Annotated in this window: 20 protein-coding genes; 10 read left to right on the forward strand and 10 right to left on the reverse strand. The window is 65.1% G+C overall.

The window, feature by feature from the left end:
- The 3 genes from GJ693_RS03045 to GJ693_RS03055 form a co-directional block, all read right to left on the reverse strand.
- Positions 1 to 1,133, reverse strand: a 1,133-nt coding sequence (locus tag GJ693_RS03045; protein ID WP_156254865.1) for a CoA transferase, incomplete at its 3' end; no start/stop codon positions are given.
- A 22-nt stretch (positions 1,134 to 1,155) separates the two neighbouring features.
- Complete coding sequence (locus GJ693_RS03050; RefSeq protein ID WP_156254866.1) at positions 1,156 to 2,409, reverse strand: acetyl-CoA C-acetyltransferase; 1,254 nt, start codon at positions 2,407 to 2,409, stop codon at positions 1,156 to 1,158.
- A 74-nt stretch (positions 2,410 to 2,483) separates the two neighbouring features.
- Positions 2,484 to 3,626, reverse strand: a complete 1,143-nt coding sequence (locus GJ693_RS03055) for an acyl-CoA dehydrogenase family protein (RefSeq protein WP_156254867.1) — start codon at positions 3,624 to 3,626, stop codon at positions 2,484 to 2,486.
- A gap of 89 nt (positions 3,627 to 3,715) precedes the next feature.
- Here GJ693_RS03055 and GJ693_RS03060 point away from each other — a divergent pair, with 89 nt between their 5' ends.
- Positions 3,716 to 4,525: a kinase gene (locus tag GJ693_RS03060; RefSeq protein ID WP_235902586.1), complete on the forward strand. Its 810-nt coding sequence runs from the start codon at positions 3,716 to 3,718 to the stop codon at positions 4,523 to 4,525.
- Here the strand turns inward: GJ693_RS03060 and GJ693_RS03065 are convergent.
- Together GJ693_RS03065 and GJ693_RS03070 are read right to left on the reverse strand one after the other, a co-directional pair.
- Entirely contained in the window at positions 4,510 to 4,908 is a 399-nt protein-coding gene (locus GJ693_RS03065; protein ID WP_156254869.1) for a hypothetical protein, read from the reverse strand. The two genes, GJ693_RS03060 and GJ693_RS03065, sit on opposite strands and share 16 nt — an antisense overlap.
- A complete protein-coding gene (locus GJ693_RS03070; protein ID WP_156254870.1) occupies positions 4,905 to 5,321 on the reverse strand; it encodes an SRPBCC family protein in 417 nt (138 codons plus the stop codon). Before GJ693_RS03070 ends, GJ693_RS03065 begins: the two co-directional genes overlap by 4 nt.
- 80 nt (positions 5,322 to 5,401) lie before the next feature.
- Between GJ693_RS03070 and GJ693_RS03075 the strand changes: the two genes are divergently transcribed.
- The 4 genes from GJ693_RS03075 to GJ693_RS03090 all read left to right on the forward strand — a co-directional run bounded on the left by GJ693_RS03075 (position 5,402) and on the right by GJ693_RS03090 (position 8,842).
- The gene (locus tag GJ693_RS03075) at positions 5,402 to 6,001 is read left to right on the forward strand and encodes a TetR/AcrR family transcriptional regulator (RefSeq protein ID WP_156254871.1); all 600 of its coding nucleotides are present in this window, start codon (positions 5,402 to 5,404) and stop codon (positions 5,999 to 6,001) included.
- A 263-nt stretch (positions 6,002 to 6,264) separates the two neighbouring features.
- A complete protein-coding gene (locus tag GJ693_RS03080; RefSeq protein ID WP_156254872.1) occupies positions 6,265 to 6,777 on the forward strand; it encodes a hypothetical protein in 513 nt (170 codons plus the stop codon).
- A gap of 75 nt (positions 6,778 to 6,852) precedes the next feature.
- On the forward strand, positions 6,853 to 8,169 hold the full coding sequence (locus GJ693_RS03085; RefSeq protein ID WP_197041928.1) for a Zn-dependent hydrolase: 1,317 nt from the start codon (positions 6,853 to 6,855) through the stop codon (positions 8,167 to 8,169).
- 142 nt (positions 8,170 to 8,311) lie between these two features.
- Complete coding sequence (locus tag GJ693_RS03090; RefSeq protein ID WP_156254873.1) at positions 8,312 to 8,842, forward strand: hypothetical protein; 531 nt, start codon at positions 8,312 to 8,314, stop codon at positions 8,840 to 8,842.
- Positions 8,843 to 8,874: 32 nt separating this feature from the next.
- Here the strand turns inward: GJ693_RS03090 and GJ693_RS03095 are convergent, their stop codons facing one another.
- Positions 8,875 to 9,369 carry a DUF6998 domain-containing protein gene (locus GJ693_RS03095; RefSeq protein ID WP_156254874.1) on the reverse strand — a complete coding sequence of 165 codons (495 nt, stop codon included), beginning with the start codon at positions 9,367 to 9,369 and terminating at the stop codon, positions 8,875 to 8,877.
- 120 nt (positions 9,370 to 9,489) lie between these two features.
- Positions 9,490 to 10,065, reverse strand: coding sequence for a 3-keto-disaccharide hydrolase (locus GJ693_RS03100; RefSeq protein ID WP_197041929.1), 576 nt, complete (start codon positions 10,063 to 10,065; stop codon positions 9,490 to 9,492).
- A 294-nt stretch (positions 10,066 to 10,359) separates the two neighbouring features.
- Between GJ693_RS03100 and GJ693_RS03105 the strand changes: the two genes are divergently transcribed.
- The gene (locus tag GJ693_RS03105; RefSeq protein WP_156254876.1) at positions 10,360 to 10,947 is read left to right on the forward strand and encodes a carboxymuconolactone decarboxylase family protein; all 588 of its coding nucleotides are present in this window, start codon (positions 10,360 to 10,362) and stop codon (positions 10,945 to 10,947) included.
- Here the strand turns inward: GJ693_RS03105 and GJ693_RS03110 are convergent.
- On the reverse strand, positions 10,944 to 11,513 hold the full coding sequence (locus GJ693_RS03110; protein ID WP_156254877.1) for a cysteine dioxygenase family protein: 570 nt from the start codon (positions 11,511 to 11,513) through the stop codon (positions 10,944 to 10,946). The two genes, GJ693_RS03105 and GJ693_RS03110, sit on opposite strands and share 4 nt — an antisense overlap.
- A gap of 104 nt (positions 11,514 to 11,617) precedes the next feature.
- Here GJ693_RS03110 and GJ693_RS03115 point away from each other — a divergent pair, with 104 nt between their 5' ends.
- The 4 genes from GJ693_RS03115 (at position 11,618) to GJ693_RS03130 (ending at position 15,867) form a co-directional block, all read left to right on the forward strand.
- Positions 11,618 to 14,002 carry a zinc-dependent metalloprotease gene (locus GJ693_RS03115; RefSeq protein WP_197041930.1) on the forward strand — a complete coding sequence of 795 codons (2,385 nt, stop codon included), beginning with the start codon at positions 11,618 to 11,620 and terminating at the stop codon, positions 14,000 to 14,002.
- Positions 14,003 to 14,076: 74 nt separating this feature from the next.
- Positions 14,077 to 14,499, forward strand: coding sequence for a GFA family protein (locus GJ693_RS03120; protein ID WP_156254879.1), 423 nt, complete (start codon positions 14,077 to 14,079; stop codon positions 14,497 to 14,499).
- A gap of 107 nt (positions 14,500 to 14,606) precedes the next feature.
- On the forward strand, positions 14,607 to 14,867 hold the full coding sequence (locus tag GJ693_RS03125) for a hypothetical protein (protein WP_156254880.1): 261 nt from the start codon (positions 14,607 to 14,609) through the stop codon (positions 14,865 to 14,867).
- Positions 14,868 to 15,111: 244 nt separating this feature from the next.
- Positions 15,112 to 15,867, forward strand: a complete 756-nt coding sequence (locus GJ693_RS03130) for a hypothetical protein (RefSeq protein ID WP_156254881.1) — start codon at positions 15,112 to 15,114, stop codon at positions 15,865 to 15,867.
- Between the two features lie 90 nt (positions 15,868 to 15,957).
- Here GJ693_RS03130 and GJ693_RS03135 read toward each other — a convergent pair whose 3' ends face one another.
- Positions 15,958 to 17,547 carry an amidohydrolase gene (locus GJ693_RS03135; protein WP_408014538.1) on the reverse strand — a complete coding sequence of 530 codons (1,590 nt, stop codon included), beginning with the start codon at positions 17,545 to 17,547 and terminating at the stop codon, positions 15,958 to 15,960.
- A gap of 11 nt (positions 17,548 to 17,558) precedes the next feature.
- The gene (locus GJ693_RS03140; protein ID WP_156254883.1) at positions 17,559 to 20,465 is read right to left on the reverse strand and encodes a TonB-dependent receptor plug domain-containing protein; all 2,907 of its coding nucleotides are present in this window, start codon (positions 20,463 to 20,465) and stop codon (positions 17,559 to 17,561) included.
- Positions 20,466 to 20,573 lie beyond the last annotated feature (108 nt).

Genomic DNA, 20,573 nt, shown 5'->3' on the forward strand with positions numbered 1-20,573 from the left:
TCGGTGTCCGCGCCCAGCTGCGGCGCCGGGCGCACGGGGCCGCGGGGCTCACCAGCCAGCGTCGCGGCCGGGCCGGCAGCGGGGTAGGTGAGGCCGGATTTGTGCGTGACCGTCTGGAATATCGGGTTGGCCGAGAACAGCCGCGCATCGTGGCGAACGGCGTCTGCGAGCGTCTGGTATGGCCCCCAGGTCACGCCGGCGGCATCGAGCCTGGGCGCGAGATCGGCAAGGCTGTGCTCCGCCATCGCCGCCTCGAACAGCGGGAACAAATGCGCGCGATGGGTGAAGCGGGCGCCTTCGTCCATGGTGAAATCGGCGCCGGTGGCGGCCTCAACCGCTGCGACCGCCTCTGCCAGGCCCAGCGCCGCGACCAGACCGCGCCATTGTTTCGGCGTGATGGCGACGAGATAGAGGCGCTGGCCATCGGCCGTGGCAAAATCCCGCCCGAAGGCGCCGAACAGATCATTGCCCAGCCGACCGCGATCGCCGTGCAGCAGGGCCTCGGCGGCAAAGCCCAGGTGCGACAGCGAGGTGGCGGCGAGATCGGAGAGTGGCACCCGGATTTCTGCGCCCTGCCCGGTCTGCCGGCGGCGATGCAGGGCGCTGACCATGGCAAAGGCCGCCCAGGTGCCGCCGAGCAGATCCCAGGCCGGCAACACGGCGTTGACCGGGCGCGTGTCGCCGACCGGACCCGTCATCGCGGGCACGCCGGCGGCGGCATTGACCGTGTAATCCAGCGCCGGCTTGCCATCGGCCCAGCCCATGATGCGCGCCGTGATGATGTCCGGCCGGCGGGCGGCGAGCGCGGTGTGGGACAGAAAGCCGTCGACCGGGAAGTTGGTCAGGAACAGGCCGGCCTCGTCCCCCGGCGCTGTCGCCAGCTTGACGGCAAGTTCCCGCCCTTCGGGCCGCGACAGATCGATCTGGATGGAGCGTTTGGCCTTGTTCAGCCCCTCCCAATAGAGGCTGTCACCAGCGTCGGTCAGCGGCCAGCGCCGATAGTCCGGGCCGCCGCCGATCTGGTCGATACGAATGACCTCGGCCCCCATCTGGGCGAGGTAGAGGCCGCCGGTGGGCCCGGCGACGAAGGCCGCCGCTTCCACGACACGCAGGCCGGAGAGGAGCTGGTACATCAGCCCCTCCCCCGCTCGGCGATCAGATCCGCTCGATGATGATCGCCGGGGCCATGCCGCCGGCGGCGCACATCGTCACCAGGCCGCGCTTGAGGTCACGACGCTCCAGTTCATCGAGCACAGTGCCGATCAGCATCGAACCGGTGGCGCCGATCGGGTGGCCAAGCGCGATGGCGCCGCCGTTCACGTTGACCTTGTCGCGGTCGAGCTTCAGGTCACGGATGAATTTTTCCGCAACCACGGCAAAGGCTTCGTTGATTTCCCACAGGTCGATATCGTCCACCGTGAGCCCGGCCTTGGCCAGCACCTTGCGCGCCGCCGGCACCGGCGCGTTCAGCATCAACGTCGGGCAATCGCCCATGTTGGCCATGGTGACGACCCGGGCGCGCGGCTTCAGACCATTCTTTTCGGCATAGGATTTGCTGGCCAGCAGCACCGCGGCCGCGCCATCGACGACGCCCGAGGAATTGCCGGCATGGTGCACATGCTCGATCTTCAGGTCGGGGTATTTGGCGTTGATCAGCTTGCGGAAGGTGGTGCCCTGCTGATCGAGCGGCACGTCGGCCAGCTTGGCAAAGCTCGGCTCCAGTTGGCTCAAGCCTTCCATCGTCGTCTGCGGACGCGGAAATTCCTCATGGTCCAGCGCCAGCGTGCCGTCCTCGCGATAAACCGGGATCACGCTCTTGGAAAAGCGGCCTTCGGCAATGGCTTGCGCGGCGCGCTTCTGGCTTTCCAGGCCCAGCGCATCGACATCGGCGCGGCTGATGCCTTCCATGCTGGCAATGGCGTCGCCGCACACGCCCTGGTGGCTTTGCGGGTGGTGTGCCTGCAGTCGGGCGTTGCCACTGCCCATCATCATCGGCGGCAGGCCGGCGGCGCGCTCTTCCTGCGCCATGGTGGCGGTATAGCTCATCATCTCGGTACCGCCGGCGATCAGCAGGTCTTCCAGCCCGCTCATCACCTGCGCCGCGGCCAGGTTCACGCTGGTGATGCCGCCGCCGCAGAAGCGATCGAGGGTCATGCCGCTGGCCTTCAGATCATAGCCGGCATCGAGCGCCGCCATGCGGCCAAGATCGCCGCCCTGGCGGCCCTTCTGGGTGGAGGTGGACCAGATGATATCGTCAACATCGGCCGTGTTCAGATGGTTACGTGTCGCAATCGCCTTCAGCACGGCGGCGGCGAGATGCTGCGGGTGCATGTCGGCAAGGCTGCCCTTGCCCACCTTGCCAATGCCGCGCGGGGTGCGGACAGTATCGATGATATAGGCTTCGGCCATTGATCTTCTCCCTTGGATGGACGCGGGCACCCTACGCCTGTGGGCCATCGCGTCGATTGCGGTTTTTGGCAGTCTCAGTAGCTCTTCGGCAGCCCCAGCACATGCTCGGCGATGTAGGCGAGGATCAGATTGGTGGAGATCGGCGCCACCTGATAAAGCCGTGTTTCCCGGAACTTGCGTTCGATGTCATATTCTGCGGCGAAGGCGAAACCACCCAGCGTCTGCATCGCCGCCTCGCCGGCCTGCCAACTGGCTTCGGCCGCCAGCAGCTTGGCCATGTTGGCCTCCGCCCCGGCCACTTCGCCGGACTCGTAACGGCGGCAGGCGTCAGCGACCACGAGTTTGGCGGCATGGAGCCGGGCGTGGGCCTGGGCGAGCGGGAACTGGATGCCCTGGTTCTGCCCGATGGGGCGGCCAAAGACCTGGCGCTCCTTGGCGTAACTGGTTGCCCGGTCGAGGAAAAAGCGCGCATCGCCCAGGCATTCGGCAGCGATCAGGATGCGTTCGGCGTTCATGCCCGACAAGATGTAACGGAAGCCCTGCCCCTCCTCGCCGATGCGGTTGGCGGCTGGAATTCGCACGTTGTCAAAGAACACCGCCGTTGTGCCATGATTCATCATGGTTTCAATGGGTTGGATCGAAAGACCCGGACAATCCCGCATGTCGAGCAGGAAGACCGACAGGCCATCGGTGCGCTTGGCCACTTGCTCCTTGGGCGTCGTGCGCGCCAGCAACACCATCAGATCGCTGTGGCGGGCCCGGCTCGTCCAGATTTTCTGGCCATTGATCAGATAATTGTCACCATCCCTGACCGCCGTGGTGCGCAGGCTGAGCGTGTCGCTGCCCGAGGTCGGCTCGGTCACGCCAAAGGCCTGCAGCCGCAGTTCCCCGCGCGCAACTGCTGGCAAATATTGGGCTTTCTGCGCATCGGAGCCATGGCGCAGCAGCGTGCCCATCACATACATCTGGGCATGGGCCGCGGCGCCATTGCCGCCACTGGCGTGGATCTCCTCCAGGATGGCGCAGGCCGCAGACAGCGGCAGGCCGGAGCCGCCATAGCCTTCCGGAATCAGCGCCGACAGCCAGCCTTCGCGCGTCAACGCCTCAACAAATTCAACGGGATACTCATTGCCCCGGTCCTTCGCCCGCCAATAATCGCCGGGAAAGCCGGTGCAGAGTTTCGCCATGGCGGCGCGGATGTCAGGCCAATCGCTCATGCCGCCATCAGGCCCCGCCCCGCCGCCATCCGCAAGCCCTTCTGATGGGCAGGGTTGCGGGCGCAGCGCAACAGGGGCAGCCTCTTGCCATGGATGCCCTCCCCCTGCTCCTGGACTGGCTGGCCCCCCGGCTTGCCACCCGGCCGCTGATCATCGGAATCGCTGGCCCGCAGGGCAGCGGCAAGTCCACGCTGGCGGCCGGGCTTGCTGCGCGGCTGGCCGGCTGTGCCACGCCGGTGGCCGGGGGTGGCCGAATCGTGGCGGCGGTGTCCATCGACGATTTCTACCTGTCACGCCGCCAGCGCCAGGCCCTCGCCCGCAGCGTCCACCCGCTGCTCGCCACCCGCGGCCCACCTGGCACGCACGACCTGCCGCTGTTGCTGGACGTGCTGCGCCGCGTGCGCGCCGGCCAGCCGGTCAATCTGCCGGTGTTCGACAAGCTGGCCGATGATCGCCTGCCCCCGCAGCACTGGCGGCGGTTCGACCGGATCGACATCCTGCTGCTGGAAGGCTGGTGCGTCGGCGCGCGCCCGCAGCCGGTGGCCCTGCTGGCGGAGCCGGTCAACGCCCTTGAAGCCCGCGAAGACGCAGGAACCCGCTGGCGCACCCATGTCAACCAGGCACTGGCCGGCCCATACAGCCGCGCCTGGGCCCAGCTTGATGCGCTGGCCTTCCTGGCCGCCCCCGATTGGGAGACGGTGCCGCGCTGGCGGGCCGAGCAGGAGGCGGCGATGGTGCGTGCCACTGGAAAGCGCGGCATGCCCCCGGCCGCCATCGCCCGCTTTTGCGCCCATTATGAACGCCTCACCCGCTGGCAACTGGCGACGACGCCGGCGCGGGCCGGGCTGGTGCTGCAACTGGATGGGCAGCGGCACGTGATCGGTCAAGCGCGCAGATAGCCGAACCAGAACAGCACGGGCCAGATGGCGACGATCAGCGCGAAGATGATGGTGATGCCGGTGGGTGTCGGCACCGCCGGGTTGCGCAAGGCGGGCAGCGCGAACAGCGCCAACCAGAGCGATTTGTAGACGATCTGGATCAGCAGCACCGGCGCGAAGACGCGCGGCCACACCAGGCCCGCGGCCGAGGCGAGCAATATCGCCGCCCATAGGCTGCCGACCAGCAGGCGCAGCCCCGGCTCTTCGGCCACCGCGCCCTGGAACACGGCGCGCACGCCGCGGCCGGCGAACATGGCCCAGCATACCGGCACCAAGATCGCGATGTTGGCGGCATAGGCGATTCTGAGGAAATCATGGGGGCGCAGCAGATCGGCGGGGTTCATGGGTGTTCCCTTTCGGCGAGCGCGGCAAGCGCGGCCATGGTGGGCGGCAGCTTGGCCCTGAAATCCCGGCCCAGGATCGGCGCCAGCAGCCGGCCGCCGATGCCGGTGAAGCGCACATCGTGGCGGAAGCGGCAGGGCTGCGCCTGCAATATCGTTCGCCGCACCACCAGCGCGCCCAGCGGCAGGCGGGTCGAGAACTCATGGCAGCGGCCCGGTTCCAGCACCGTCACCGTGAACGGCGAGCGCCGGCCGGCGCGATCAATGATGGTGCCGCATGCGCCCACCGCCATGGGGCCGTCGAGCGTGGCCGAGGCCAGACCGAGATCCCATTCGCCCCAGCGCGCCACGTCCAGCCACAACGCCCAGACGGCGCCGGCCGAGGCGCTGGTTTCCATCTCATGCCCGAAATGCATCGCCCACTCTTTTTACTGAATATGATTCATTAACACTGTGGGCCTTCCCTGTGCAAGCCAAATGAACCATATTCACTATCATGGACCCCATGCCGCAGCGCCGCCGCCGCGATCCCGACGCCAAGCGCGCCGCCCTGCACGCCGCCGCCATCGCCGTGCTGGCCGAACAGCCATGGCAGGCGGTTTCCGTGGCCGATATCGCGGCACGGGCCGGCGTGGCGGTGGGCACCTATTACCGCTTCTACCCCACCAAGATGGCGCTGATCGAAGCGCTGTCCGACACGCTGGAGGGCGAGTTCGTCGCCGCCATGGACGCCGCCTGGGCCACGCCCGCCCCCTATCCCAAGCGGATCGACGCCCTGGCCCACGCCCTCTTTGCCCTCATCGCCGCGCGCGCCCAGGCCATCGCCGTGATGGCCATCACCGCCGGCCACCGCGCGCCCGGCAGCAAGCCCATGGGCGATATCATCCGCGCCGGCATCGCCCGCCTCTATGCCGATGGCGTCGCCCACGGCGGCTTTGCAGCCCACAGCGCCCACGATTTCGCCGCCGCTGCCCACGGCCTGGTGGACGGCCTGATGCAACGATACTTCACCGATCCCGGCCCGGCGCGGCAGCAGGAACTGGCGGCGCTGCTGGCGCTGATGCTGCGGCGGCTGGCGGGAGTGGAAGGGAAGTAGCGGCCTCCGGCGGGCAGGGGCTGAGCCACTGCACCCACTCTCGTTTTAAGGTGCGCTTCGTTTCAAACAAGTCACCCCGGCGAAAGCCGGGGCCCATCGACCACATCTTCCAACAGCGCGCCTGTCGGGGCGCACGGGTGATGGGCCCCAGCGTTCGCTGGGGTGACGGTGGAGTTGAGCGCGAACCAGAGCGAAAGCGGGTGGAGTGGCTCAGCCCCTGCCCGCTGGAGGCCTCTCTTGACGGGCAAGCAAGCAGTTGAGCTATGATAGACGCCAACCTGTCTTTGCAGTTACGACCAATTGATGGTACGAAGAGGAAATGTATCCAGAAGCCCACTCTCAATCTATTACAGGACCTGCACTGGTCAGATATTTTTTTTGCTGGATTGGTTATTGTCATTTTGCAAGCGTGCAATTCCAGATCAAATGTCCAGCTCAGCTGCCCAATGCCGACGGGATGGCGTAGCAGCTCTGAGAGTTTCTATCCTGAAGTTTTTTATAATCGAATTGAATATAGAAATGGGAAATTTGTCGCAAACTTCCAGCCAATATCTAATGAGGAGCTATTTAATCAATTAAGAAACTTGTCAAATTTGATTAAAAAAGACGACTCTTACGGTGCATTTTTATTTTTCACATCTGAAAAAGACGTGGATTGCGCCAAATTTCAAAATGCCGCTGCTCAATTGTCCAACGCATATGACTGTGCCAAGTTGAAACTTTGTATCTGGGCATATGGCCTTGGAGCCAAGGCAAAGCCGAAGGGAGCAATCTAGCAACCGGACCGCCTTCCTCGCCCTTGATCGCCGAGCAGATGCAGACGAACATCACTGCTATCAGGGAGGCCCGTCATGACGCAGCAAATAAATCGGCGGGTGATGCTCGCAGGCGCGGCGTCGGCGGCGGCGCTGCCAGTCTCGGCCGCCTCGCCTGCGCTGCGGGTGGATGGCGAGCGGTTGCGCGCCACGCTGGAGGGCCTGAGCCGCTTTGGCCGGCCCGAGGGCGGCACCTTTGCCGATGGTGTGAGCCGCACGGCCTATTCGGATGCCGATATTGGCGGGCGCGCCTATGCGATGGGGCTGATGAAGGAGGCCGGGCTCAATCCGGCGATCGATCCGGCCGGCAACATCATTGGGCGTCGGCCGGGCACGGACAAGACCGCGAAACCGATCATCATCGGATCGCATATCGACAGCGTTCGCGCCGGCGGCAATTTCGATGGCGATGTGGGATCGATGGGCGCGCTGGAGGTGCTGCGCACCCTGGATGATCGCAGGATCAAGACGCGCCACCCGGTGGAACTGGCGATCTGGTCAAACGAGGAAGGCGGCACCGTGGGCAGCACCGCCTTTGCCGGCCGGCTGGGGCCCGGCGCGCTCGATCATGTCTATTACGGCATCACCCTGCGCGAAGGGTTGAAGCGCATTGCCGGCGATCCGGAGCGGCTGGCCCAGGCAGCGCGGCCGGCGGGATCGATCCACGCCTATCTGGAACTGCACATCGAACAGGGCGGCATCCTCGACGCGGCGCGCATCCCGATCGGCGTGGTGGACGGGATCGTTTCGATCGACCGGTTTGACGTGACCATCACCGGCTTTGCCAACCACGCCGGCACCACGCCGATGCCGGGCCGGCGCAACGCGCTGCTGGCCGCCGCCCGCCTGATCGAGGCGGTGGACGCCATAGTGAAGCGCGAACCCGGCCGGCAGGTCGGCACGGTCGGGCAACTGGCGGTGTTCCCCAACGCGCCCAACGTCATCCCCGGCCGGGTGGAAATGACGGTGGAACTGCGCGACCTGTCTGCCGACAAGGTGGCCGCGCTGGGCCAGGCCGTGCAGGCCCGCGCCCAGGAAATCGCCACTGAAACCGGCACGGAGATGAAATTCCACCTGACCGAACATATCGAGCCGGCCCTCGCCACCCCGGCCATCCAGGCCCATATCGAAGCCGCTGCCAAAACCCTCGGCCTCGCGTTCATCCACCTGCCCAGCGGCGCCGGCCACGATGCGCAACTGCTGGCCAAATTGGGCCCGATGGGCATGATCTTCGTGCCCAGCATCGCCGGCATCAGCCATTCGCCGAAGGAGCTGACGCCGTGGAGCGACTGCGCCAATGGCGCGAATGTGTTGCTGCACACGCTGTTGGCGGTGGATGCGGCGGGGGTGTGAGGGCGACAGGTCAGCCTCCAGCCGGCACTTGCCGACAGGCATCTGGCGCCATGGCCGGAGCTATGGCGCATCTCTTTGCAAGCAGAACGATTGCTGCAATGCCTGCATTGACATTATTTTGGCTCAAGGGATCATTGTGCAGATGACGGCCGCCAACGATGACAACATGTTTTCTCTCTCGGATGTTCATCCGGGCTTTTCAGGAAAGCTGATTCTTGAGTGCAAAGGTCCGCTGATTTCTGGCCTGTCCAGTTTGAGAGCCAAGTTGGCCAACAAGAGATTCGCTGTTTTCGACCATGTCACCGAATTTGACTATGATGGCGTCCTGACATCGGTCGAATGCGTGCGCGGCTTTGATGATCGAGCAGCCGCGGAACGCTTTATCGTCGATCGCGTTTCCGAGTTCACAACAGAGAGACTTGAGGATCCGCGCTGGAAGCAAGCACCTGTCCAACCGCGAGAGGTCAACGTGCTGCCGGCAACCGGCAATCTGATGCCCGGACGTTATCCGAAGCAATCGGGCTTTGCCGCCTTTCGGGCCAGTGAGTACGAGACCGCTTATCTCAGGCTGTACATCGTGGAGAATAACGGGACTGGCGATCTGACGGAACAGATCCTCTCATTTGATGGCATTCAGGACGATATCGTGCGCTATCTGATGCATCGCGAGTGACTGAACCTGCGATTGGAATTTGGATCGTTGCATCAACCGGATAAAGTGGTTTGCAGCATTGGCAGACGGTCAGCGTCTTGCACGTTCAAATCGAGTTTCTCCATCGCGGCAAGTGACAGACTTTTCTGCCCGTTACCGCGCCTTGCAGCAAGCAGGGCGCGCACCGGTTCTTCCGGTCCGTTGTAGACGACATGTGCCCGGCTATTACCGAAGTCTATTTCGAAGAAAAGCAGGTGGTCTGCGTTTAGCTTAGTCTTGCGGAATGCCGGCCCCCGCCTCGTACCTGTCGCCTTCACCTGGACGGTCCGGTCGCCAATTTTTCCATCAACCCCTTCGCTGTTACGACTCCCTAGCTTGAGATCAAAATATTCGATCGCCAAAACCTCTCCCAGGTCTCCAACAAAATTCCCGTCCAGCGTAAACTTGAGACGCTCACTGCAGACACCCTTGTAATGCAACTTCACCTTCTCGTGGGCCGAAACGAAATTTTTCAGGACGTCGGGGAGTTCGATCCAGTCGGCAGGCATACAGGGCTCCAATTTGCTTAGCCAAAGACCGACGTTGGCAGACGCCAAATCGGAAGAAAACGAAAGTGGGTGCAGGGCCTCAGGCCCTGCCCGCCGGAGGCCTACTTCTTGCCATGAACCTCAGATCGCCCGCACCTTCACAGAGCGGAATTTCACCACGCCGGCGCCATATTGCAGGGTGATGCGGCCGCGGGGGTGTTTGGCGTCCTGCGCATTGTCCACTGTGCGCTGGCCGTTGACGTGGACGGTGAAGCGGTCGCCCTCGGCCTTGATCTCCATCAGGTTCCAGCGCCCGCCAGTTTTCGGTACTTTGGCCACCTTGGCGACGCCGACGATGCCGCCGGTGGCATAGCTTTGGTCGGGGCGTTGTTCGAAGATGTTGACTTCATAGCTGTTGGTGACGGTGACCTCGGCCGGGTTGGTGCAGCGGATGAAGAGGCCGCTGTTGGCGTTGTCGCTCACCCAGAATTCGGCGCGGAGCCGGAAATCGCCGAACTCCTCGTTGGAGACGAGGTAGGAAATTGGGCCGTGGTCGCAGGCGAGGATGCCGTCTGCGATTGTCCAGGCGGCGTCACCCAGGCGGGTCCAGCCGTCGAGACTGTGGCCGTTCCACAGTGGGCGCCAGGGCGACTTAGCGAAGGCGGGCGATGTGAGGGTGAGTGCGGCGAGGCCGAAGATGACGCTGCGTCTGTGCATGGTTGGTCCCCCTTTGATGGACGAAGGGTGGCATTGGCGGTCAATGGGCGTCAAGCCGGGCGCTCGTGTCCTGGAATACGTGTTGTTGGCGCGTCTGGTCGATGGGCCCCGGCGCTCGCCGGGGTGACAAACAAAATATGATCTTGGCCCACGCCGACGAGGTGAAAGTCGCCCAAAATCGAACGGGTGCTGGGACCGAGTTCCTGCCCGCCGGAGGCACTTTTGCTGCTCCGTGATTAAGCAGCAGCGCTCGACGGCGAGTGTGCCAATCATGCCCCAAAAGGGAGTCGCTCCATGGACCTGCCGCACCGCCTCTCCACGCCCCGCATCGCGCCGCTGGAGCCTGACGCCTGGGCGCCGGAGTTGCGGCAGGCGATCCTGGGCAACCGGCCGGCGGAGATGGGCCCCGATGATGCGCCGGTGTTCAACATCTTCAAGACGCTGGCCAATCATCCCAAGCTGGCGCAGGCGTTCGGCGCCTGGGGTGGCCAGGTGTTATTCCGATCAACGCTGGATGCGCGGACGCGGGAGATGGCGATCCTGCGGGTCGGCTGGCGGGCGCGGGCGACCTATGAGTGGCATCATCATGTCGCCATTGGCCGCGATCATGCCGGGATGAGCGCGGCGGATTTCGAGAAGTGCAAGGCCGGCCCGCTGGCGGGCGGCATGGAGCCGGACGACGTGCTGCTGCGCGCGGTGGACGAGTTGATCGACGATCATTGCATCAGCGATGCGACCTGGCGCGCGCTGGCGACGCGGTTCAGCCCGCAGCAGCTGATGGACCTGGTGTTTGCCGTGGGGCAGTACAGCATGGTCTCGATGGCGCTGAACAGCTTTGGCGTGCAGCTGGAGGATGACTACAAGGTGGGCAGCGCAGGTTAGGCAGCGCTGAAGGCCGGCGTGTCCGGCCCGTTGGCATAGCCGGAGATGAAGGGCTTCAGGCCGCCCTCGGCCGGATAGACGTGGCGCGGGTGGCGGCCGATATCGGTGCCATAGACGTGGATGCTCACCGAGACGGCGGGGCTGGCGTTGGCGACCTTGTGGATGTCTCCCACCTCCGGCCCGACCTGTTCGACATCGCCGGCGTAGAGCGTGGCGGGTTCGCCCAGCGCGCGCGGCGGGGCGGCGCCGTCGGCCGTGTAGGCTTGGGCTTGCTCGGCGCCGCGCAGCACGCCGACAGCGCCCCACACACCATGATCGTGGATGGGCGTCGCCTGCCCCGGCCCCCAGACGAAGCTGACGATGGAGAAGCGCCCGGCCGGATCGGCGTGGAGCAGATATTGCTGATAATGTTCGGGGTGCGGCTGGGCATAGGCGGGCGGCAGCCAATCATCGCGCGCCACCAGCCGGGCCAGCGCGGCGCTCACCATTGCAAGTGGCGCGGGGGTGGCCAGGGCCTGCCGCACTTCGGCGATGAAGCGGGCCAGGGGTTCGGGGGGCGTCGTCATGGTGGAGGCAAGTGTGGCGCAGGGCCGGGCCTGCGTCAAAATCCGGCTATCGTGGGGCGCAAGCGGGTGCCAGTGTGGCGGGGATTGTGATTATGGGGGCAGGCATGAGGCGGGTTTTGATCGGCACGGCGCTGTTGGCAGTGGCGGCACAGGCGCAGGATGTGCCCTTCATGCCGGTGAGCGTGGACGCCGCGAAGGGGCGCGTACTGCTGACCATCCCGGCGCTCGATACCGACGTGCTCTATTACGTCAGCCTGGCCAGTGGCGGCGGATCGGTGGAGTTGCCGTTCGATCGCGGCACGCTGGATTCAAGCGTGATCCAGTTCCACCGGGTGGGCGGCAAGATCCTGGTGGAGGAGCAGAATCTGGCCTTCCGCAGCCTCACTGGCGATGCCGCGCACAAGCAGGGCATCAAGGACAGTTTCCCCACTTCGATCATTGCCAGCCTGCCGATCGAGAGCGATGCGGGCGGCCGCATCGTGGTGGATGCCACCGCGCTGGTGATGCGGGATGCCGCCGGCGTGGAGGCGGTGCTGCGCCGGCAGAGCCAGGGCAATTACCGCTTCGATGCCGGGCGCTCGGCGCTGAACGCCGCGCGCATCAAGGCCTATCCGCTCAACACCGAGCTGGAGATTTTCGCGACTTATGCGGGGGACAATCCCGGCGCCCTGGTGCGCGGCGTAACGCCGACGCCGGAGCAGATGACGATGCGGGTGCATCACAGTTTCCTCAAGGCCCCCACCGGCTATACGCCGCGCCTGGCCGATCCGCGCATTGGTGTCTCCACCCTCAGGTTCAAGGATTTCAGCGAGCCCTTCTCCAACGGCATCGATACCGAGTGGGTGACGCGCTGGCGGCTGGAGAAGAAGGACCCCGGCGCCGCGCTGTCGGAGCCGGTGACGCCCATCACCGTCTATTTCGATCCCGCCATCCCGGCCCCGATCCGCAGCGCGATGAAGCAGGGCCTGCTGTGGTGGAACAAGGCCTATGAAGCCGCCGGGTTCAGGAACGCGCTGGTGGCGAAGGACGCCCCGGCGGACATGGACCCGCAGGATATCCGCTATGCCTATATCCAGTGGATCAACCGGGATGAGCGCGGATTCTCCTCGGGCGGGCCCTATCGCGATCCGCGCACCGGCGAGATCCTGGGCGTGAAGCTGCGCATGGACACGCACCGCATCCGCACGATCGGCAATTATTGGGATGCCTATGCCGGCGGCCTGCCCGGTGACGGCAGCGGCGTGACAGTGGCCGATCCGGCCCTGGTGAACGGCGATTTCGGGGCGATGCCCAAGGGCCAGCGCGACATGGTGCTGCTGCGCCAGGCGCTGCTGACCGCGCATGAGTTCGGCCATGCGCTTGGTTTTGGGCATAATTTCTCGAGCAGCCTCAACAACCGCGCATCGGTGATGGAATATCCGACGCCGCGGGTGATGGTGAAGGGCGGCAAGCTTGACCTCAGCGACAGCTTCCAGAAGGCCATTGGCGCCTATGACGTGATGATGGCGCGCTATGCCTACACGCCATTCCCCGCCGCGCAGGAGAAGGCCGGGCTCAATGCCGTGATTGCCGACATGCGCAAACAGGGCCTGCTCTATGTGCCCGACACCGACCCGCGCTGGACCTGGTATGATGACCGCGCCACCCCGGCCGAGGGCCTTGCCGAAGCGCTGGCGGCGCGGCGGATCATGCTGGCCAACTATGGGCCGGACAGCTCGCTGCTGCCGGGTGAGCCGGTTGGGGAACTGCGGAACCTGCGGTTGTGGATGGTCTTTCTCCACCACCGCTATCAGGTTGAATCAGCGGTGAAATATATCGGCGGGCTCTATACAGACATAAGGGTGAAGGGCGAGCCGGGCCCGGCAACCGCGCCCATCCCGGCCAGGCTGCAGCGCGACACGCTGGCGCTGCTGATGCAATCGCTCAGCCCGGCCGAGCTGGCGATGCCGGAGAAATTGCTGACCGAACTGACCCCCGATCCGGGCCGCAACCTGGAGGATCTGTCCGACGATCCGGTGTTCGATCAGCTGCGTGCCGCCCATATCGCCGCCGCACTGGTGGTTGAGCCGCTGCTCGCCCCCGACCGCGCCGCGCGACTGGTGGCGCTGGAGGCGCGTGGGATCGACGGCGTCACCTTGCCCCAACTGATCAACGCGCTGATGGCGGCGAGCTGGAATGCAAAAGGTGGCGATCCGGCGCTGCTGCGGGTGGTGCAGAAGACGGTGCTGGATGGGCTGATGGTGCTGGGCGCGTCGGCCACCACCGCCCCCGAAGCCCGTGCATTGGCATTGCAGACACTTGCCGATCTGGCCAAGGCGCTGCCGGCAAAAGGCGGCGATGCGCTTGGGGCCGCCTTCAACCGACAGACGGCTGCCGACATCAGCGCCTATCTCGCCGATCCGGCGGGCAAGGCGCCGAAATCGGTGGGTGTGCCCTGGGGCAAGGGCCCGCGCAGCCGCTTCCCGCAGCCGCCGGGCCCGCCGCTCTAAGTCGGAGCGGGCGTTGCGTTGAGCGCTGATCTGCGCCACCCTCCCCTCATCAACGATCAAGGGGGGGACGTTCGATGAGCTATCAGGGTGCCTGTTTCTGTGGCGCGGTGACAATCACGACGAGCGGCGAGCCGGAGGGCATGGGCTATTGCCATTGCAGCTCGTGTCGGTCCTGGTCGGGCGGGCCGGTCAACGCCTTCACCTTGTGGAAGCCCGAGGCGGTGCAGGTCACGTCGGGCGCGGACGTGCTCGCCACCTTCATCAAGAACCCGATGAGCGAGCGCAAGTTCTGCGCCAAGTGCGGCGGGCACGTGATGACCAATCACCCCGGCCTGGGGCTGATCGACGTGTTTGCCTCCACCATCCCCACCCTCGCCTTCACGCCCGGCGTGCACATCAACTATGCCGAGACCGTGCTGCCGATGAAGGATGGCCTGCCCAAGCTGAAGGACTTCCCGGCGGAGTTCGGCGGTTCGGGCGAAGCGGTGCCGGAATAGGCGGGGTCATAACGCCGGCTTGCCACTTGGGGCGCCGTGACGTGATCGGCTGAATTGTCAGCCGGCGCCCAGTTGCCGGCGGATTGCAGGGCTGGCAGAAGTCCTCTGTGGATACTGAAGCAACCATTGTTGAGAGCGCCGTCAGCAAGGACGGAAAAAGGCGTTGGGAATTGGTCCAACGCCATGACGGTTTCTTTGTGTATGGCGAGGATCGATTTTTCATCGAAGACCTAACTGAATTCGGTGGCGGGATCATGGAATATTGGGGCCCGACGCACTTTTCCGGCTTGTTCGACACCGCTGCTGAGGCGCGCATGGATTCGCTTGCAACGCTGCCTTGGCTCAGAGAGGTTCTTGCCGCTCACTGACGACGGCCGCTCGCCACGCCTGCCCTGCCATTTCGCCACCTGCACCAACAGAAAGCGCCGCCGCCCCGTGCGTGACACGGGGTCCCGCTTTCGGGCCGCGCGCAAAACAAGCGGGGCCCCGGATCTCGTCCTGGGCGACGGGGAGCGGGTGGGTCTTGGATAGCAGGAATCGCCCGCGCCCACGTCGCTGCGGCCAATGCATGGCGTGATAGTCTGGCGCGAGCGCGGACGCAGGGGATGAGTGATGTTCGGGTTGTTCCGCAAGAAGCCGAAGCCGGAAACCCTGCCGGAGAAATTCGCGCGGCTGTTTGTGGTCCACGCGGAGTTGGTCGCAGCGACGCGGGCGCTGATCGCGGAACTGGCGCGCCAGGACCAGCCGGCGCTGCTGATCGCCAATCACAGCCACCTGGTGGCGGATTTGGCCGCGATTGCTGTGATGCGCTGGCGGCTTGGCGAGGATCCGCGCGCCGCCATTGCCGAAGCCCACGCCGCGTATCGTGAGCTTATCGCCTGCCGCGACCGGGCGGACCCCGGCCACGCCCTGCCGATGGACGCGATTGCCGGCATCACCGATTGGGACCTTGTCCACGCGCTGTTCTGGTTGGCCGGCACGCCGGAGCCGGTGGTGATGCAATTCCCGCGCCTGGAGCAGGAACGCTATTTCGCCTACAGCCGTTTCCTGCTGCTGCGCGTCACCGGGGCCGAGGTGCCTGCCGCGCTGGCGGCGGCGGTGGCGCAGTTCGACAGCGGTGACGGACTAGTGGACAAGGATTTCCGCGACAAGCTGGCCTTGCTCGATGGCGATGGCGATGCCCAGGCGCTGGTCGGGCGCATCGCGGGTTATTGGCCGATACGGCGGCGCAATGGATTTTACCAATCTTCCGCACCGCTGCCAGCCGGGTTTGATGCGTCGAATGATCTGTCCGTCGATTGGCAGCTGGCCTGCATCCTGAAGCTGAAGGGCCTTGAGGTGGCCGGCCCGCATGGGTGGCGGTGGTAACAAAGAGGGCCGGCGCCTTGTGGCACCAGCCCCTCCACCAGCCTGCGGCTGGTCCCCCTCCCCATGCGGAGCATGGGGAGGACCCAGCGATCACTTCACCTTGGCGAAGGCCTCGTAATCGATGCCGAGCTGCTCCAGGTAGCTCTTGTACTTGGTCGGGTCGTAGTAGAACTTCTCGAGCTGCGGCCGCATCCGGCCCATGATGTCGCTGTTGAGCCAGATCGCCGGCTTGTCGTCCGGGGTCAGCAGCGGGTCGTACTTGTCGCTCTTGAACTGCACGTCCTGCTGATAGGTCTTGGCGTCGGCGATGATCTTGGGCGTGGTGACCAGATCGAGGATGGTCATCGCCACTGCCTTGGCACCGACGACCACACCCTTGTGTGCCAGCGGCGTCGCCATGGCGATGGCCGACTGGCGGTTGTGGCCGATGGCGTTGGGGATGTTGGACGGATAGCGGATGGTCACCGTTGGCACCGTCCACATGATGTCGCCAATGTCATCGGAACCGCCGCCCATCGACGGGCCACGGCCTTCGGGCGTGGAGAGCGGCGCCAGCGTGGTCGGCAGCGGCTCTTCCTTCACGCCATTGGCGCGCTGCATGGCCTTGGCAAAGCCCTTGTCAGCCTCCGTCCAGGTTGGCAGGCCGACGGCCTTGATATTGGCATAGAGCGCTTCGGCCAGCGGCTTGTTGCCATAATTGGGCGCGGCATAGCCCAGGGTGCGCTGGGTCACCGTGGTGTCGGTGGCCATGGCGGCAGCCTTGGAGATGCGGTTGCCGATCTCGTAGAGGTCGCGGATCTTCTTGAAGCTGCCTTCGCGGAAATAATACCAGACGCTGGCCTTTTCCGGCACGATGTTGGGCTGGCCGCCGCCTTCGGTGATGACATAATGACTGCGCTGGGTGACGGGCAGATGTTCGCGGCGGAAGTTCCACGCCACGTCCATGATTTCCACGGCATCCAGAGCCGAGCGGCCATCCCACGGCTGGCCGGCGGCGTGGGCGGTCTTGCCCTTGAAGGTATATTCCACACTGACCATGCCGTTGTTGCCGGCCGGGCCCCAGCCGGTGCCGAGATCGCGGCCGACGTGGGCAAAGATCGAGGCATCGACATCCTTGAACAGGCCGGCGCGCACATAATAGGCCTTGGTGGCGAGCAGTTCCTCGGCAACGCCGGGCCACAACATCAGCGTGCCCTTCATGCCGTTCTTTTCCATCACGTCCTTGGCGGCGAGCGCCGCGATGATCATCATCGGCAGGCCGCTATTATGGCCTTCACCATGGCCGGGGGCGCCTTCCACCATCGGCTTCATTTCGGGCACGCCGGGATATTGCGACAGGCCCAAGAGGCCATCGATATCGCTGCCCAGCGCGATCTTGGGGCCGGGGCCGTTGCTCCACGTCGCGGTGAATGCGGTGGGGATACCGGCGACACCGCGTTCCACCTTGAAGCCGTTCTTTTCCAGGATGCCAGCCAGATATTCGCTGGTCCTCACCTCCTGGAAACCCGGCTCGGCAAAGCTGAAGACCTGGTCCACCATCTGGGCGGCCATGCCGGCGCGCGCATCAACGCCGGCAGCGGCCTCCTTCTTCTGGGCTGCGGTCCCCAGCGCCAGCGCCGGGCCTGCCATCATGCTTGCCGCCAGCAGCGCGGCGAGGATCTTGCCGTTCGTCATGTTCATCATCCCCCAGATCAATATTCGAAGCGCACGCCCATGCGGTACACGCGGCCCAACACGTCGTACAGGCCGCGATTGGTCTGCGGATAGGCCGGGGTGTTGTTGCCGGTCGGGCCGTTGCCGACCAACACCGGATCGCTGTTGAGCAGGTTGCGGACGTACAGGAACAGCTCGGCCTTGTGATCGCCCAGCTTCAGCTTCTTGGTGAGCGAGGCGTCCAGATACCATTGGCCGGAAATGCGATTGCTGTTGATGGTGCGCGCCGCCGCGGTGGAGGCCGGGCAATTGCTGGTGCATTCGACGAAATTGTTGTTGTAGACGCCGCCCGAGAAGCCACGGCCGGTGAGGTTGAAGCTCCAGCTGTCGATCTCGTAATTGGCGGTGAGGCGATAGTTCCAGCTCGGCACGCCGTCGTTCTGGTTCTTGCCGGCCACATCCTCCGGCACGTCGATGCCGTTGTTGGTGATATTGTCGATATAATGGCTGGCCAGCGCGCGCAGCGTGGCCTTGCCGCCCGCCAGATCGAAGCGATAGCTGGCTTCGAGATCGAGGCCCTTCACCCGCACGTTGGCAAAGTTGAACGGCACCAGCTTGATCTGGGTGATCGGGCTGCCAGCGCCCACCGGGCCGTTGAAGGTGATGAACGGGCAGATGTCGGCGCGGTTCTGCTCGATGCACAGCGTGGTGATGGTCTGCGCCGTCAGCGTGCCGATGGCGCCGGCCAGCTTGATGTCGAAGAAATCCACCGAGGCAGCAAAGCCGGGCAGGAAGCTGGGCGTGAAGACGCCGCCGATGCCCCAGGTCATGGCAACTTCGGGTTTCAGCGCGGTGTTGCCGGTGGTCTGTTCGAGGAACTGGTCGGTGCGCTGGCCGCCGCCGGGCTGGGCGACGTTGACCGTGTTGGTGCGGGCGGTGCCGGGCGCGAACAGTTCGTTGAGGTTGGGCGCGCGGATGTCGCGGCTGCGCACGACGCGCAGCTTGAAATCGTCGATCACCTGCCAGGTGGCGCCCAGCTTCCAGGTCGTCACACCGCCGCTCGTGGAATAATCGGTGCGGCGCACGGCGCCGTTGAAATCCAGGCCCTTGGCCAGCGGCACCACGGTTTCGGCGAAGACTTCCTTCACGTCATAGCTGCCCTTGGTGACGAGGTAGTTGCCGTAGAGCCAGCCGGAGTTGAACTGCGGATCGACCGCGCCGCTCACCCGCTCGCGGCGATATTCGCCGCCGAAGGCAAAGCTCACCTCACCGGCCCAGGTTTCGAACAGATCATTGGTGGAGAAGTTGATGGCCGCCACGTCCTGGCGCAGCGTCTGGAAGCGCTTCGGCCCGTTGCCGCCGTTCATGATGTAGGCCAGCGCTTCCGGGGTCACGCCGCCGATGCCGATGCGGTTCAAGGGCACGCAGCCGGCCGCCGCCGCGCGGGTGGCCGCCGTGGTGCTCAGCAGATCGCGGCAGACGATCGTGCCGGCCGCCACGCCGGCGATGTTGCCGGCCGGCGCGAACACCGCATCCTGGGCGCGCGTCACCCGGCTGTTGAGCCAGGTGTTGGTGAGCGTTTCCAGCGTGTTGGCGATGCCAACCTGATAATAGGCACTATATTTCCAGGCGACCTTGCCGGTGTCGAACTCGCCATCGGCGCCAGTGACGAAACGATAGACTTCGCGCGTGTTGTCGGAACCGGCGGCCGGGATGCCGTTGTTGCTGGTGCCGATCGAGATGTTGGTGAGGTTCAAGGCCACCATCTGGTTGACCAGCGCGGTGGGCAGGAAGGCGTTGTCGCGCTGGATGGTGATGCCGGTCGAGGGCGTCTGCTGATAGAAGCTCTGCCCGTCGTAGGCGGAATAGCTATACTGCACGAACGGCACGAAGGCGCGGCTGACCTCGAAGCTCAGCCGGCCAAACAGGTTAGCGCGCGTCTCGTTCGGTGCCAGGCTGTTGGAGCTGACATGGCCTTGGCGGCTGATCAGATAATCGCCGCCGATCATCCACTGGCCACGGTTGGGGCCATAGGTAAACTGGTTCAGGCTGGCCTGGCCATTGACGATGTTGCCGAAATAGGTGCCGCGCAGCGGGCCCGAGTTGATGATGCCGCCCGGCGTGAACTGGTAGGTGCCGATGCCGCTGCCCACGTAGCGTTCCGGCTGGCCATTGCCGACCGCATAGGCCGGGTTGTCGATCTGGAAGAAGCCGCTGTTCTGCCACGGCCGGTCATAGGTATCGACGCCGTTCTGGGTGAAATAATCGCCGGCGAGCAACAGCTTGCCGCGGCCATCGCCGAAATTCCAGCCGGTGGTGAGGCGGAAGGTGTGGTTGGGCACATCGCCATAATCGGTGATGCCGAACTCATATTCGGCCTTGATGCCGGTGAAATCGCGGTTGAGGCTGAAGTTGACGACGCCGGCGACAGCATCGGAGCCATAGGCCGACGACGCACCGCCGGTGACGACCTCGACGCCCTTGATCAGGCCCTGCGGCACCGTCTGGATATCGACAAAGCCGACCGGCGTTGAGGCAACCGAGCGCTGGCCGTCGATGAGGATCAGGGTGCGCGCCGCGCCCAGCGAGCGCAGGTTGACGGTGGCGATGCCGGCCTGGCCGTTCGACAGCGAGCCCGAGTTGGTGGACGAGGTGAGCGAGCCGCGCACCGCCGGCAGCGTGTTGACATAGTCGCCAACGTTGGCCTGCGGTTCGGCCTTCAGCTCGGCTTCGGTGACGACGGAGACCGGGGTCGGCGCGTCATAGCCGGTGCGGCTGATGCGGCTGCCGGTGACGGTGATCACAGCGGTCTCGGCCTCGTCGGCGGCCGGATCGGCAGCCGCAGTGGCGGTTTGCGCCGCGGCCGGCATCGTGATGGCCAGCGTGGCCACGCCCAGCAGGGCCATGCGGCGCACATCGGCAATGGCGTGAATTTTCGTCGTCATCGGACCAGACCCCCAGAAGCTGCCCGCCGGGCACGCAAGGGCGCCGGGCGGCAAGACGGCATCAATGCCGGGCCAGCGCGTCTGCCGATGCATGCCATTGCCCCTGAC

Origin of the sequence: Sandarakinorhabdus oryzae, from assembly GCF_009733735.1 — a bacterium.
Taxonomy (GTDB): Bacteria; Pseudomonadota; Alphaproteobacteria; order Sphingomonadales; family Sphingomonadaceae; genus Sandarakinorhabdus; species Sandarakinorhabdus oryzae.